This window comes from Vibrio japonicus (assembly GCF_024582835.1).
In the GTDB taxonomy this organism is placed as follows: Bacteria; Pseudomonadota; Gammaproteobacteria; order Enterobacterales; family Vibrionaceae; genus Vibrio; species Vibrio japonicus.
In genome coordinates this window covers 1,373,435-1,388,826 of sequence record NZ_CP102097.1, presented here as the reverse complement: position 1 = coordinate 1,388,826, position 15,392 = coordinate 1,373,435, and the positions used below count along the sequence as shown (strand labels likewise).

At 45.7% G+C, this 15,392-nt stretch carries 15 protein-coding genes; 10 read left to right on the top strand and 5 right to left on the bottom strand.

Features of this window, described 5'->3' with window-relative positions:
* Positions 1-47 precede the first annotated feature (47 nt).
* The 9 genes from NP165_RS19705 (at position 48) to NP165_RS19665 (ending at position 8,617) form a co-directional block, all read left to right on the top strand.
* Positions 48-674, top strand: coding sequence for a thermostable hemolysin (locus NP165_RS19705; RefSeq protein ID WP_257086160.1), 627 nt, complete (start codon positions 48-50; stop codon positions 672-674).
* Between the two features lies 1 nt (position 675).
* Complete coding sequence (locus NP165_RS19700) at positions 676-2,151, top strand: AMP-binding protein (RefSeq protein WP_257086159.1); 1,476 nt, start codon at positions 676-678, stop codon at positions 2,149-2,151.
* A gap of 29 nt (positions 2,152-2,180) precedes the next feature.
* Positions 2,181-2,864, top strand: a complete 684-nt coding sequence (locus tag NP165_RS19695; protein WP_257086871.1) for an iron-containing redox enzyme family protein — start codon at positions 2,181-2,183, stop codon at positions 2,862-2,864.
* A 9-nt stretch (positions 2,865-2,873) separates the two neighbouring features.
* Positions 2,874-3,680 (top strand): SDR family oxidoreductase, encoded by an 807-nt coding sequence (locus NP165_RS19690; protein ID WP_257086158.1) that lies wholly within the window; start codon positions 2,874-2,876, stop codon positions 3,678-3,680.
* A gap of 11 nt (positions 3,681-3,691) precedes the next feature.
* Complete coding sequence (locus NP165_RS19685; protein WP_257086157.1) at positions 3,692-4,324, top strand: tetratricopeptide repeat protein; 633 nt, start codon at positions 3,692-3,694, stop codon at positions 4,322-4,324.
* 2 nt (positions 4,325-4,326) lie between these two features.
* On the top strand, positions 4,327-4,983 hold the full coding sequence (locus tag NP165_RS19680) for a response regulator (RefSeq protein WP_257086156.1): 657 nt from the start codon (positions 4,327-4,329) through the stop codon (positions 4,981-4,983).
* Positions 4,973-6,370, top strand: coding sequence for an ATP-binding protein (locus NP165_RS19675; RefSeq protein WP_257086155.1), 1,398 nt, complete (start codon positions 4,973-4,975; stop codon positions 6,368-6,370). The genes NP165_RS19680 and NP165_RS19675 overlap by 11 nt, the downstream gene beginning before the upstream one ends.
* A gap of 252 nt (positions 6,371-6,622) precedes the next feature.
* Positions 6,623-8,215 (top strand): phosphoethanolamine transferase, encoded by a 1,593-nt coding sequence (locus NP165_RS19670; protein ID WP_257086870.1) that lies wholly within the window; start codon positions 6,623-6,625, stop codon positions 8,213-8,215.
* A 15-nt stretch (positions 8,216-8,230) separates the two neighbouring features.
* Positions 8,231-8,617 carry a diacylglycerol kinase gene (locus tag NP165_RS19665; RefSeq protein WP_257086154.1) on the top strand — a complete coding sequence of 129 codons (387 nt, stop codon included), beginning with the start codon at positions 8,231-8,233 and terminating at the stop codon, positions 8,615-8,617.
* 221 nt (positions 8,618-8,838) lie between these two features.
* Here NP165_RS19665 and NP165_RS19660 read toward each other — a convergent pair whose 3' ends face one another.
* Positions 8,839-9,390 (bottom strand): TetR/AcrR family transcriptional regulator, encoded by a 552-nt coding sequence (locus NP165_RS19660; protein WP_257086153.1) that lies wholly within the window; start codon positions 9,388-9,390, stop codon positions 8,839-8,841.
* Between the two features lie 204 nt (positions 9,391-9,594).
* On the opposite strand from NP165_RS19660, the gene NP165_RS19655 reads away from it, so the two are divergent.
* Complete coding sequence (locus NP165_RS19655; protein ID WP_257086152.1) at positions 9,595-10,167, top strand: NAD(P)H-dependent oxidoreductase; 573 nt, start codon at positions 9,595-9,597, stop codon at positions 10,165-10,167.
* Positions 10,168-10,686: 519 nt separating this feature from the next.
* Here NP165_RS19655 and NP165_RS19650 read toward each other — a convergent pair.
* The 4 genes from NP165_RS19650 to NP165_RS19630 form a co-directional block, all read right to left on the bottom strand.
* A complete protein-coding gene (locus NP165_RS19650; protein WP_257086151.1) occupies positions 10,687-11,037 on the bottom strand; it encodes a EutQ-related cupin domain-containing protein in 351 nt (116 codons plus the stop codon).
* Positions 11,034-12,350, bottom strand: coding sequence for an NAD(P)/FAD-dependent oxidoreductase (locus NP165_RS19645; RefSeq protein ID WP_257086150.1), 1,317 nt, complete (start codon positions 12,348-12,350; stop codon positions 11,034-11,036). Before NP165_RS19645 ends, NP165_RS19650 begins: the two co-directional genes overlap by 4 nt.
* A gap of 28 nt (positions 12,351-12,378) precedes the next feature.
* The gene (locus NP165_RS19640) at positions 12,379-13,815 is read right to left on the bottom strand and encodes an FAD-dependent oxidoreductase (RefSeq protein ID WP_442538126.1); all 1,437 of its coding nucleotides are present in this window, start codon (positions 13,813-13,815) and stop codon (positions 12,379-12,381) included.
* A gap of 139 nt (positions 13,816-13,954) precedes the next feature.
* A complete protein-coding gene (locus NP165_RS19630; protein ID WP_257086149.1) occupies positions 13,955-15,391 on the bottom strand; it encodes an aldehyde dehydrogenase family protein in 1,437 nt (478 codons plus the stop codon).
* Position 15,392: the final 1 nt, after the last annotated feature.

Here is a 15,392-nt window from a genome sequence, read left to right as displayed (position 1 = left end):
GTTTTGTACCTTAATTTGTCATTATCAACCAAGTTAAGGGGCATCCGATGAGACATCCAATAACAACATCTCATTACAAACTGGAAATTGTCGCACCAAACCATCCACTCTGGCCTCAAGTTACACAACAGCTTACCAAAAGGTATGAACAAGCTTTTGACGCCCATTTAGGCACCTTTATGCCTGAGTTTATGACGCTACTCATTGACGGCAAGATCACATCATTGTGTGGTTTTAGAAATGCGGGTGATGAAGCACTCTTTCTTGAGCAATACCTTGATGAAAAAGCCGAAGTCATTCTTAGCCAGCATTTTCAAGTCAACATCGAACGCTCTAGCGTCATTGAGTTCGGTCAGCTTGCCTCTTTTGCGCAGGGTAACTCACCTATTCATTTTTTCCTTATGGCAGAAAAGCTCGTCGAACAAGGTTACAAATGGTGCATTTTCACTGCAACGGACCCATTGCACGCGTTAATGAAGCGACTCGGATTAACCCCTGTCGTCATTGCAGACGCAAGCGCAGATCGCGTTCCTGAAGCGGAAAAAATCTGGGGAACCTACTACCAACATAAGCCGAGAGTCATGGCAGGGAATTTAGTCCAAGGATACCAACTACTACGCCAAATTTTCCACGATTCGAATAAGCAAGAAGCGAATAAGAAAGTCGGAGGCTAAAATGAGCAGGATTCTCGAAAAAATCTATCACCACGCAAAGATGACACCTGAGCATATAGCCCTGCGTGGATACAGTCGTAATCATGGTTCTACTTCTATCACCTATTCCGACCTGGTAAGACGCATTGAACGCATAGCGGCGCAGTTACAAAACCTTGGTGGTCACTGTATTGGGCTGCGTGCAGAAAATAGCGTCGGGTGGGCACTGATTGACTTGGCAGCCATGCGCGCTGAGATACCGATTGTGCCGATTCCAACCTTTTTTTCGAATAAACAAGTAGAGCACATTATTTCCGAATCCAGTGTTGATTTACTCATCGGTGAATGGCAGGAAATGTTCGAGTTGGAAGATCAAGTTAGCCAAATCGAGGCTCTGCCCGTATACCGCTTATACGCGGCTGGAACCACATCTCGACTTCCGAACACAATTAAAATTACGTTTACATCCGGTTCAACGGGCACGCCAAAGGGGGTTTGCTTGAGTGAAGAGAATCTATTTCGCGTTTCCAGTTCTCTGATTTCCGCTTTGAACGTCGATGTTAAGCGTCATCTTGTTTTACTGCCTTTGTCCACGTTACTAGAAAACATCACCGGGATTTATGTGCCATTGATGCTTGGTGTGACAAGCTTTATCTTCCAAGGGGAACACGTTGGGCTTACAGGCTCAAGCCAGTTCGATCCACAAGCGTTCACAAAAGCGCTCGCCACATACCAACCCAATAGTTTAGTGCTCACTCCTGCACTTCTTATGGCATTAATCCAAGTGGTGAAAGCGAATCCCATTTTCGCAGAGTCACTTCGATTTGTCGCAGTAGGAGGAGCAAGAGTTGCCCCAGAAATTATGGCAGCCGCGCACGCTTTAGGTATTCCTGCTTATGAAGGTTACGGGTTGTCAGAGTGCGCATCTGTCGTTGCGCTCAACACACCGAACAAAGTAAAACACGGCAGTTGCGGTGCGCCACTTGAGCATATTGAAATCAAAGTGGCGGACGATGGTGAATTGCTTGTCAAAGGCAACCAAGCACTTGGATATTTAGGCCACCCTTTTGATCAAGAATGGTTAGAAACCGGTGATTTAGGGCAAGTCGACGAGCAAGGATTTGTTCATATCCTAGGGCGTAAGAAAAACCAAATTATTACGAGCTACGGTCGAAACATCTCTCCTGAATGGATCGAATCTCAGGCTCAGGTGTTTGTACCCGGTTTAAAATTGCTGGTTGTCGGTGAAGCTCAAACTTCACTCTCTGCCATCGTCGAGCCTTTTGACAATATCGTCGAACACATCCATGAGTTAAATGCCACTTTGCCCGACTATGCCTGCATAAAAAGGCTGATCATCACCAACAACTTAGGCACATGTTCCCACTGGTACACGGAAAACGGGCGACCAAAGCGTGATGTCATCGAAATTTGGGCGAACCAATTGCTCCTTGGAGAAGAGATCGACTCCAGCCACCAGCTAATCGAATTGAAATAACCTCCAGTAGATAAGAATTTAAGGAATCAATCATGAGCTTTTTTAACACTCTTAAAGAACAAACCCGTGAAGCCCAACAAAACATGCTGAGTGCACCAATATTTCAAGCGTGTGAGCGTGGTGAGATCAACGTGTCGACTTACATTGAGTTTCTGACTCAGGCTTTTCACCATGTGAAACATACCGTTCCCCTATTGATGGCATGTGGTGGTCGCTTAGATGCTGAGCACGAATGGGTACGTGAGGCATTAGCTGAGTACATTGATGAAGAGAAAGGTCACCATGAATGGATTCTGAATGACATTGCCGCCTGTGGCGCTGATTCTGAACTCGTTCGTCACAACCAAGGGATCGGCCGTACTGGTGAAGCGATTGAATTGATGGTTGCTTATCTTTACCACCAGATCGACCGCCACAACCCGATGGCGCTCTTTGGTATGGTGTGGGTTCTGGAAGGAACCAGTGTCGGTGTGGGTGGCCACATTGCCCAGCTTGTGAAGAATAAACTCGGTCTTCCAGATCAAGCAATGACGTACCTCACTTCCCATAGCGTGCTTGACCAAGACCATATCCAGTTCTTTGAATCTCTTATGGACAAAGTGACAGACAGCCGCGACCAACAAGCCATCATAGATTCGGCCAATATGGTCTACAAACTTTATGGCCAGATGCTCACCAGCCTCTCAGATGCAACCGTGTCTGAAGCGGCTTAGGAGACGAATATGGAACTGAAGAATAAATACGTGTTGATCACTGGAGCTTCTGGTGGCATCGGTAAAGCCATCGCTCAGGAACTATCCAAACAAGGCGCGAAACTGATATTAGTCGCACGCCATGAGGAGCGCTTGAAAGAAGTAATCGACTCGCTGCCCAATCCTAGCGAGCACCAATATTTATGTGCTGACCTAACAACACGCGAAGGCCTAACGTTACTGCGCAACAAAGCCAGAGATCACTTGCAGCAAAACAAAAAAATCAGCGTTGTGATCAATGGTGCGGGGACAAACCAGTTCCGCTTTCTGGCTCAACGAGATGCGGATTCACTGCAACATGAGATCAATCTTAACTTAACCACACCGATTCTTATCACACAAAGCGCATTAGCGTGGCTAGACCGACCTGGGATCATCTTGAACATAGGTTCAACATTTGGCTCGATTGGTTACCCGGGTTACACCAGTTACTGCGCCGCAAAAGCTGGATTACACAGGTTCAGTGAAGCTCTGGATAGGGAAATGGATGGCGCAGGCATTCGCGTGCTCTACCTTGCCCCCCGAGCGACTAACACCGAGCTCAATAGTGACCTTGTTACACAAATGAATAAGACGCTGGGGAACCATTGCGACAAGCCACAAGTGGTCGCTAAGCACGTCATCAAAATGCTGAAAAAAGAAACGCCAGCAAAATGGATAGGATGGCCAGAAAAGCTATTTGCGCGCATCAACCAACTGCTGCCCAATTTGGTCACGAGCTCGATTCGCAAACAACAAGAAACCATCCATAAATTCGTAAAACAAGCCGAAGAGTAGAGGTAAAGTTCATGAAAGCACTTTCAATAACAAGTATCGGAATCAGCGCAATCCTTGCTAGCAGCCATGCTTTTGCGGCCGTTCCCACATTAGAAAGCATTCAAAAAGAGTGGGCACATTGCCAATACCAAGTTCAAGATAGTGATGAGCAAGAACAGTGCTTAGAAGTCGCTATTATGCACACATCACAAGCCATGCATATTAATCCTAGTAATCCTGAGTTGATGGTCTGGATGGCCATAAACAAAGCGTCTTTGGCGGGCGCAAAAGGAGGTTTAGGTGCATTACCACTCGTCAAAGAATCCAAAGCGTTACTTGAAAAAGTGATTGATTCAGCACCCAAAACGCTCGATGGTTCCGCATTTACCAGCTTAGGTTCGTTATACTATAAAGTACCTGGGTGGCCACTTGGATTCGGTGACGATGAAAAAGCGGAAGAGATGCTCAAAAAAGCCCTTGAAATTAACCCTAACGGCATTGATCCTAACTACTTCTATGGAGATTTCCTTGCCGAAGAAGGTCGAAAAAGTGAAGCGATTCGATACCTGACCAAAGCGCAACAAGCTGCGCCGCGTCCAGGTCGTCCACTCGCCGATCAAGGCCGTCAGCAAGAGATAGCAAAACGACTTAAGAGCTTACAATAACAATGCGAATACTTCTGGTTGAAGACGACAACTTACTTGGTCAATCCATGGTGACGTCATTAAGTCGCCATGGCTTTACCGTAGACTGGCTGACCCATGGTGGCGGCGTTAATGCAGCCCTGAAAACCGAGACATTTACAGCCGTTATCCTCGATTTAACGCTGCCTGATATCGACGGGCTGGAGGTGCTAAAACGGCTTCGTGGCGCTGGCTTTCAGCTACCCGTTATGATTTTAACCGCACGTGACGATATTCAAGATCGTGTAAAGGGATTAGATGGCGGTGCAGACGAATACGTCGGAAAGCCTTTCGCGCTAGAAGAGTTGCTTGCGCGCTTAAGAGTGTTGATTCGCCGCCAGTCTGGCAGTGCCAATGAGCAAATCCGAGTTGGCGACTTAGCGCTCTCGTTATCTGAGCAGGTCATCACCTTTCAACAGGAACCTTTGAAGTTGACTCGTAAAGAGTTCAAGTTGCTCGCCAGCTTAATGACGAATGCAGGCAGAGTCATGAGTAAAGAGCAACTTGCGCAGTCTCTACATGGTTGGGACGATTGTACAAACGACAACAGCATTGAAGTTCACATTCACAACTTACGCAAAAAAGTCCCTAACATGTTGATCAAGAACATTCGCGGCGTGGGGTACATCATTGAAAAGTAATACGCCCTACTCAATCAAGCGTCGCCTTATCATTACGGTTAGCCTCCTCTCCCTCGTCATGATTGCGCTTTCGCTTTACTTCAGTCTCCTATTTGCAAAACATGAAACGCAAGAAGTCTACGACGCAAGGTTGGGACAAACGGCGAAGTTGTTTTTGCTCACGACATCTTCTGTGGGAGCAGACTTAACCGATCCATCCATCCAAAATCAATTTGAATCTTGGATGGATAACATTCGCCAACTTTCCGGAACGGATGACGATCAAGATACGCCTTATGGACACCCATATGAGCAAAATATTATTTTTCAGTTTTTCCAAAATGATCAGATGGTGTGGAGTTCCGATAAAAGCGTTGGCAGCTTATCGCCTGCGCCTGATTTTTCTGGTTTTGACGATCAAACACTAAACCAAGACAAATGGCGTGTATTTCAGCTTCACGCCTCTGAGCACGATTACATCTTAGTGGCAGAAAAACACAGTATACGTCAAGAAATCATCAGTGAAGTTACGCTCTCTTCAGTACTGCCGCAAATTGTACTTTTCCCTCTTTTTATCGGTATTCTTATCTATGTTATCGGCAAGAGTTTCCAACCCATTTCTGAGCTAAGAACAGCGATCTCTCAGCGCAGTATCCAAAAACTGGATCGCATCTATGTATCCAGACAAACGTTGGAGCTTTCTCCTCTGGTAGACACACTAAACAATTTATTGGATCAACTCGAACAGGCTTGGCAGCGTGAAAAACGTTTTACTCGCATGGCTGCGCACGAAATTAAAACGCCCCTCACTATCTTACGGTTAAACGCAGAAAATGCCCTCAATAGCCAAGATAAAGCCCAGCTAGAACAGGACTTGTCGAATCTCCTTCAAGGCATTGACCGCACAGACCGGATACTTCATCAATTACTGACGTTAGCGAAGGTTGAGAGTATCACCGATTTAGAACGTGAAGACGTTCATATTAACGGGGTGCTGCAATCGGCGCTCTCCGACTTAGCACTGTTAGCGTTACGAAATGGTCAACAACTCAGCTTGGAGGGAGATGCGTGCACCGTCCAAGGTGACGAGCTCTTGATCGGACTTTTGTTCCGTAACCTCATTGACAATGCGATTCGCTATTCCGGCTCTGGCAGTAAGATTGATGTTGTCATTTTGGCCTCAGACATGTGGTACGACATTTATGTGAGTGACACCGGTCCTGACATCAGTGATGAAGCTAAAGAGAAGTTGTTTGATAATTTCTATCGAGCCAACACCGAAAAAGGCGATGGTGCGGGGCTTGGAATGTCGATTGCTCGTGACATCGCCTTACTGCACAGCGCGACTATCGAGTTACTTCCGAGAAGCGAAGATAAAAACACGTTCCGTGTGCGTTTTAAGCGATAACATCACCCTAAACAATAAAGCGCTTGATCTTTGGTTAAGCGCTTTCCTCCCTCATCGTCAATTTTCCAGCCTGACATTAGTTAGAATAAAACCAATAACTAGCTTGCTGTTACAACCATAGTATTTATGAAATTTATCATATTCCTTAAGTAAATCTTAAGTTTCGATTGAGAAGATAGGTGCATAGTTTACTAAGGAACTCCGAATATGTTGGGTAACAGAACTTTCTCACTTCCTCGCCTATCCATGAATATGCCAGGATTAGTTTTTATATGCGCGGCCTATTTCGCTACCGTGTTGAATTATCCCGTACTGAGCAAAATATTCTCCCTTAGTACAACCGTTCCTGACCCGTGGTTCGCATACACGGCTCCTGTTCTTCTTGCCTGTGCGTTTGTTATTATTTTTTCGCTCTTTGCTTGGCCATATTTCTTTAAGCCATTTATGGCTTTTTTACTCATCTCTTCTGCAGGCGCACTTTACGCTCAAATCAATTTCCACACGTTGTTTGATATGACAATGATGGAGAGTATTTTTGAAACTAATTCATCGGAGGTACTCTTTTACTTCAACATATCCACGGTTCTTTATTTAATCGGCTTAGGGATTGTTCCGGCGATCTTTGTCTTTATGGTAAAGATTGTTCCACATAAAACTTGGCTAGGAGCAATAGCCTCAAGAGTGGGTATTGTGGTGGTTTCTATCGCTGGTATTGCTCTTATTGCTATGACAACCTACAAAGACTACGCCTCTGTTGGCCGCAATAATCACTACCTAAATAAAATGATCATTCCCGCGCACGTCTACAGCGGAGTTAAGTACCTCAAGCAGACTTACTTAACTGAAAAATTGGCCTACAAAACACAAGGGGAAGACGCCAAAGTCATCCCAACATCCAACGGTAAACCCACCTTAATGGTTGTGGTATTGGGTGAAACTGCGCGTGCCATGAACTTTGCTTACAATGGTTATGAAAGAAACACCAATCCTTACACTAAAGATATGGGGCTGATTTCTTTTCAGGATGTGTCATCTTGCGGTACGTACACTGCGCTCTCTGTGCCTTGCATGTTTTCCAACTTATCGCAACAAACTTATGATAAGCAACGCGCACAAAATCAGGACAATGTGTTTGATGTCATCAAGCATGCGGGGGTAGATGTGCTTTGGATTGACAACGATGGCGGTGACAAAGGCGTAGCAGACAGACTCTCCATTAAACGCGTCGACGCCTCACTCAACAACAGTAAATGTGACGGCAATACCTGCTTTGACGACGCAATGCTGGAGTATGCCAAGGCGTTTATTGATGATGACTCTGGTAACAAACTGCTGGTTTTACATACGATTGGAAGTCACGGCCCAACGTATTGGCAACGTTACCCAGATAATATTGCGCCGTTTCAACCAGCTTGTAACCGTAGCGATATTGAGAATTGCAATGATCGCGAGATCTTAAATGTGTATGACAATACGCTCGTTTATACGGACTACGTACTCGCGAAAGTGATCAATGAGCTACAAGCAGTGTCCGAAAAATACAACGTTATGCTCACGTATATTTCCGACCACGGCGAGTCTTTGGGTGAAAGTGGCCTCTATTTACATGGGACCCCTTACGCGATTGCCCCTAAAGAACAGACTCAAGTCCCTTGGCTGCTTTGGCTGCCAACACAATATGCAGAACAAAAAAGCCTTAAAGTCGACTGTTTGGTCGATAAAGCCAATCACGGCCATCTGTCACATGATAACTTGTTCGATAGTCTGCTAGGCTTGTACGGCATACAGTCATCGGTACGAAATTCCACGTTAGATATCACTCAAACGTGTTCCCTTAATTCATAAATCGGATATCGCAACATGCAACAAGACGTGATTATTAAACGCACAGGTATTGAACGCATTATTTATACCTTTGCTCATAGCTACAATGGGTTTAAGTGGCTTTGTCGAAACGAGGCTGCATTTCAACAAGAATTAATGCTATTTGTACCGCTGACCGGCTTCATATTTTGGTTAGATTTACCCGCACTACATACATTGCTGGTCATACTTTCTATGGTATTCGTCCTATTTGCTGAAATGGTCAACACCGCGATTGAGGCCGTCGTAGATCGAGTCGGCTTGGAGTTCCACATCCTTTCCGGTGTGGCGAAAAACATAGGGTCGGCACTAGTGCTACTTAGCATGGTGTGCTCACTTATGGTTTGGGGTGTTGTTTTATGGGTGAATTACGCCGGTTCTTAGATTCGGACATCTCTTTGCGGAAGTAGTATTAAGCCAGTAAAATGCCCAATACACAGTTCTGAGTGTTGGGTATTTTATTCAGGGAAAACTCTGTACTGTGCTCTAGCTGTATTTGCTAAAAAGTATGCAATCTCGTTCATCCCTAAAATACATCTGCCTCAAACCCTACCTCGACTTTCATAAAACCTTGTGGAAAGCGTAAACACCTATCTTGTAGGTTTTCAGGACTCATCATTTACTGGCTGAGTCAGCAGAGCGTAAAGCGTTTCTGAGAGTAATTCAGCGATCTTTTCTCTATCAATAGGCAATGCTTTGTGTTGAATCGAGTAGCCTTCAATATAAGGCAGAAGCAATGACGCTGCTTTTTCAGCATTGGCTCTGCCATAGCCTTCCCAAAGTACACATGCCCTATCTACTGAAGAGGCGTAGAATTGATTGAGCTTATCTTCAAGTTCTTTATTTCGAGTAGAAACAGCCCAAAGCTCTCTTAAGACAAGGCATGCGTCACTAATGTGTTCAGATTCCCCTAATATAAACAGGACAAATTCATAAAGCACTTGTTTTGGATCGCTGACATCTTTGCTTGGGGCATATTGCTCAACTCCTTCATAGCATTGAGCAAAGTAAAAATCCGCTAAGTAATTCAAAAGCGTGTCTTTATTCTTGAAATGATGTTGGACATTGTTAAGGCTCTTACCTGCCGTTGAAGCCACCTTTCTCATGGTAAGCCCTTCTACACCGGAGGCCTTCAAGATAGCTAAAGCCGACTCCATAATCTGGTTTCTTGTTTCAATACTACGACTGTTCAAATGTATAACCCCATATATCGAAGTCCATGATGGAAACTCAAATTATATCAGTAGCTAACCATGGGTCAATTGACCCACAATCTTGTTGACAGGTCAGTTTTTAATCTTTAGCATCGCATTTATGGGTCATATGACCCAATTAAATATTATAATGTGAGAGAGTAATCCATGAAAAATGTACTTGTGATTAATGCCAACCCTAAAACGGATAGCTTAACTAAGTCTCTAGCAGACAAATATCGTGAAACCGTTGGTAGCAAACATGAAGTCAAAGTCATACATGTTGGGGATTTAGATTTTGAGCTGAACTTACATGAAGGATACAACGCAATCCAAGAGCTGGAGCCAGATTTAGTTAACGTACAAGACCAGATCACTTGGGCCGATCATGTCGTTATTCTCTCTCCTGTTTGGTGGGGAACGGTACCTGCAAAGTTCAAAGGGCTACTTGATAGAACTTTCCTTCCTGGGTTTGCTTTTCAGTATGAGGAAGGAAAGACCATTCCTAAAAAGCTGCTAAAAGGGAAAACCTCAGAAATTATTGTAACGCTTGATACCCCTGTCTTTTGGTACAAGTATTTCCAAGGCAACGTTATCTACAAGCACCTAAAGAAAACGGTATTGGATTTTTCTGGCATCAAAAACAAACGAGCTACCTATTTTGGACCAGTGATCTCTTCCAAAGAGAAAGATATCGAACAATGGCACAAAAAAGTTACTCAGCTGGCTGCGAACATTTAATCGCTGTACTCTGATAACTTGAATTCAAAGAGCTCGATCACTAACGAAACAAAATCTACTGGCTCTAGGTGTGTTGATATATCGAATAAGGAAATGAAGCCCTCTTAGAAAGCATGACCTTTCAATCTATGTGTTTGGTAGTGGGAAACTAAATCGCCTCAGAACGAAACTCTTGCCACCACTTTGAAAAGTGGTTGTGCTTTAGTGGTAAACATGCCCCAAAATCTACACTTCACAATCAATTCTTAGTCATTAATGTTCGGGCGTTCCTCGATCATGCCTATCATATTAGTCTCTGTAACATACCTATTATTTGTAAGCATTCCCTATAACTTCTTTGCCTTGTAGATAGCGGGCAGTTCATGTTCTTTACTCAGTATTCTCTCTAATCTCTGTTCGAAGAGCTTTGGTTGTAGTGGTCAACTAAAATTGTATCTAGCAGAGTTCGGAAATAAAAAGGAGTTACCCACATGGCGGATAAGGCGTGGGTAACTCTTTGTAAATATGAAGGGAGGGTGATTACTCTATGCCATGTAACTCTTTCCAGTTGCCTGGATGAACCACATAACCAAACAATGCATGACCACCGTAGACTAGTTCGGTTCCCTCTGGGATCCAAAGCATCTGACCTGGGTGAACAAAATGTGTTTCACCATTTGCTGTGAGCTCAAAACAGCCTTCAATCACAAAAATGACTTCGTCGTACAAAACCGTCCACGCCACTTTAGCGCCTTCCCACTTGGCAAAGCCAACGCCGATGTTTGGCGAAATTTCTGGACTAAGTGCACGTGCAACGTATGCCATACCTGGTGTGTCACCACGTACGTTAAAATCTAGGGTTTTACTGTCGACTAATTTTACTTGTTTCATAATTCGCTCCGGCTTTGCCATTTCGCTAATTGAATGCGACTTTTCACACCCATACCTAAGAAAGGCTCAGGTGGGTTCAAGCAAGGCATGCCTGTTACTTTTTGAATATCATCGAGAGAGGTTGACGTCGCGCCCACAACATAATCAGCCAATAGTGTCCCCGAGATCGTTCCCCAAGCGGCTCCGACTCCGTTGTCACAAGCACTTGCGTAAACGCCTTCGTCTAACTGGCCAAAGAAGTTGGTGAAATTACGCGAGATCGCATATACACCACCCCAAGTGTGAGTGAAAGGTACGTCCGCCAACTCTGGGTAACGCGCTAGGAACACTTGTCTATGATCGTCGCGGATCTGTTGTCGCATCTTATCGCTAACACTTGAGCCATACTTCGGCACATGCTTATAGGTGTTACGAATCAAAATGCGTCGATCAGCCGTCATGCGTAGTGTTGTACCCGCATGGTCTGCTGGTGTTAGTCCCCAGTTAAGCTCGCCACCATATCTTTGCATTTCTGCATCTGTCAGCGGTCGTGTCCAGCTTGCAAATGTCATCACTGGAAGCAGGCGATTTTTCAAGTAACCAAATTCACGTGTAAAAATACTGGTTCCTAATAACAGCTCTTGGGTTCTGATGGTGCCCGAATCACCATGCAGTACCCAAGAACCATTTTCTTTACTTAAGTTTCTAATGGGTGAGTTTTCCAGCACTTGTACGTTTTCTGGCAGACTTTCCCCTAACCCACGAACCAGCGCCGCAGGTTGCATCAAATAGCCACCCGGCGTGTAGATCGCGCGGCTGTAGTAATTGGTGCCCAATACTTTTGCCAGTTCAGAGCCGTCAACGTGGAAGTATGGTTCACCAAGGTCTTTCATTAGGTGTTCAAAGTGATCGAGATAAGCTTCACCCCGAGCACCAACTGCACCTTGATATTTGCCCTTAGCTGACCACTGGCAATCAATATTGTGTTTGCTGATCAAACTGTCTAACTGAGCAATCGCTGAACGGTTTAACCCCAGTAGCTTTTGTTTGTGTGCCGGATCTGGGTGCTCTAACGAGAACTTGTGCGGCAAGTCTATGACGAATCCTGAGTTTCTGCCTGATGCACCCTGCCCGATACGCTGTGCATCAATCAAGGTAATGCGTGCATTAGGTTTGTGTTCCGCTAAGCGTCGTGCCATCGCAAGGCCCGCAAAACCTGCGCCAAGCACAACGTAATCTGCGCTTTGCTCACCTTTTAGAACCGATTTTTCTGGGAGTGCCGGCAACGCGTGATACCAGCCACATGTTGCGTCATCGTTTGGTAAATGAATCATTTCTATGTCTCCACTTTCTGCAGACAGCTTAAGCCGCAGACTTCTTAAGTGATAGTTGCTCAATCCAAGAGCCACGTAGTGACTGGACTTGTCTGCCTAACAGGGCGAATCCCAGCATGACGCCTTCTGGAGAATAGAAAGCGGCTGTTAAGTCATCGGCTTGCGGCTCGATGTGCCATTGACCCTGTGCATTAGGTGCGGCAGGGAAAATCGTCAACGGGAGTATCGGTGTCTTTACAATCACGGGGGTAGGTGTCAGTGAAATTGAAGATAGATCACCCAGTAAACTTTTCGCCAACGATGGAATCATCTGATTAATAGGCGCAATATAAGGCTGCCAACCGCTTTCAGTTTCAACACAGTCGCCCAATGAATAAATGTTCTCGTCACTCGTTTGGCCGAATTGATTCACTTTGATACCACGACCAATTTCTAATTCTGCTTGCTGCGCTAGCGCAACGTTTGGCTTAAGTCCAACAGCACTTAACACCATATCAGCTTCGATCTGTTTGCCACTGGTTAGATGTAATACCGCACTGGACTCCGTCATTGGTTCGATCCTTGCGATACTGTCTTGAAGTCGCCATTTAACGCCACGTTGGCTCAGTGCATTTTGCAATGATTCACCTAGCTGCTGCGGGATTAAACGTTCCATTGGCCATTGACCCAACCCGATTACAGTCACTTCATAGCCACTTTCGATAAGGTCGTTAGCAAATTCACAGCCAATTAAGCCATCACCTAGGATCGCGATGCGTTTTTTGCCTTGGAGTTCTGCTCTAAAGCGGCGGTAATCGACTAAGTCGTTCACACTCACCACATAAGAGCGATCACCCTCAATTGGGATTTCAATCGGCGATGCACCTGTTGCCAGCACCAAGCGGCTATAGGCGTATTTGCCAATCGATGTGTGCAAGGTTGAGTTTGCACGATCAATATGTTCAACACGGGTATGCGGGTAAACGCGAATGTTCAAGCGGCTTTCCCACTCCAACGCGCTTTCACTTTGAAGGGCGTCTCCGTCTTTATTCATCGCAAACGCATTCGATAAAGCAGGTTTGCTATACAGTGCACCATCATCAGCAGTAAATACGGTGATAGGAACCGTCGCAGATTGTGCTCTAAGTGCGGCTGCAAGCTGATAACCACTGTGACCACTGCCGATAATGACGATAGGATCGGTCGAAAAGATAGGTTGGCTAACTTCGGATGGAAGTGGCTGAACCGTGCTTGGTTGAACCTGAGACGGCGAATCTACTGATACCGAAGACACCGCAGCGACTTCTTCTGTCGCGCTTTCGGTGATTTCAATCATCTCGAAATCAGCCTTTCCAACTAAACAGTCTGGGCATAACCAGTCATCTGGCACATCTTCCCATGCTGTTCCCGGTGCAATCCCGTCTGATGGCCAACCTTGTGCTTCATCATAGATTAAGCCGCAAATAATACAGAGCCACTTTTTCATCACTTTTACTCCAACTACCTTGTTCTGAATTCCCGTGTGTTTAACCCATATTTGGGGTTAATTGTTTTCATCAACCTCGCCCTGTCTTGTGGTCTGAATCCAAGCAAGTGCGAGGTGATGAAAACGAGTTACACGGTGGCTATACGTCGCTTTCTTGCTGCAAACGAATGGCAATGTTGCGCGTATGGACATAGCTATAAATCGCTTCTTGTCCTTTTTCTCGGCCGAAGCCAGATAATCCTACTCCACCAAATGGTGTTTCAATGCCACCAGCAAACCATTCGTTGATGAACACTTGCCCACCACGCAGTTGCTGAGCGACGCGTAATGTTTGGTTTAGCTTCTCACCGAAGACACCCGCAACTAGGCCAAAGTCAGTGCCGTTAGCGATCTCAATGGCTTCTTGCTCGGTTTCGAACGGTGTAATAACAAGCACTGGACCAAACACTTCTTCCTGCGCAATGCTCATATCTGGTGTCGCTTCGATGACTGTCGGAGCCACAAAGTAACCAGACAGTTCAGGAGCGTAGCCACCCGTTAGGATGTTTGCGCCTTCTGCTCGCGCTTGCTCAATCATCTCAAGTACGCGGGCTTGCTGATCAGCGGAAACCACTGGTGTGATATCTGGCTGGCTCTCGCCTTGGCCAATAGTTAGGCCTTGCGCCATTTCCACTACAGCCGCTTTCACTTCTTCATAGCGTTCTTTTTGCACCAGCAGTCGAGACATTGCCGAACACACTTGGCCCGCATTAAAGAAGATGCCGACTTGTACGCTCTTGAGCAGTGTCTCTAGGTTTGCATCTTTCAGTGCGATAGCCGCCGATTTACCGCCCAGTTCCATAACCGATGGTGTTGCGCGTTCCGCTGTATCTTTGAGGATGCGTTGCCCCGTCGGTACAGAGCCAGTAAATACGATTTGGTCAACATCTTGATGCTTTACAAGATGACTACCGACAACCGAGCCTTTACCACACAACAGGTTAATCGTACCTTTAGGGAAGCCTGCTTTTTCAATCGCTTTAACCAATACAGTCATTGCAAGTGGAGAAATCTCTGGCGATTTAATGACTACAGCGTTGCCTGCCGCTAGCGCAGGTGCTAGTGAACGTGCACAAATTGAGACTGGAAAGTTCCAAGGCACAATCTGCACAGAAACACCAAACGGGACATACTGAGTAAAATCAACATAGTCTTTGCCCAATGGGATCGACGTGCCTTCCAGCTTATCCGCCATACCTGCGTAATATTCGAAGTAACGTGCGGACTCCAAAAACTCGTCTTTCGCGTCTTGCAGTGACTTGCCATTTTCGCGACATGCTACCAGTCCACCTTCATCAACAATTTCACGAATTGCAGCAGCGGCTTTTAGCATCCACTCGGTTCTTACTGCCGGACGAACGTCCGACAGAAGGCCTTGATTCACGACTCGGCGAGCAGCTGCCATCGCACGGTCAGCATCTTCGATACTTGCCTCGGCAATGGTTGCGTACGCTTCGGCGGTGCCGGGGTTCATGACCGTCAGTGCGCGTTCGGAATCGCACCACTCGCCGTCAATATAATTAAGGTAATGCGTCATA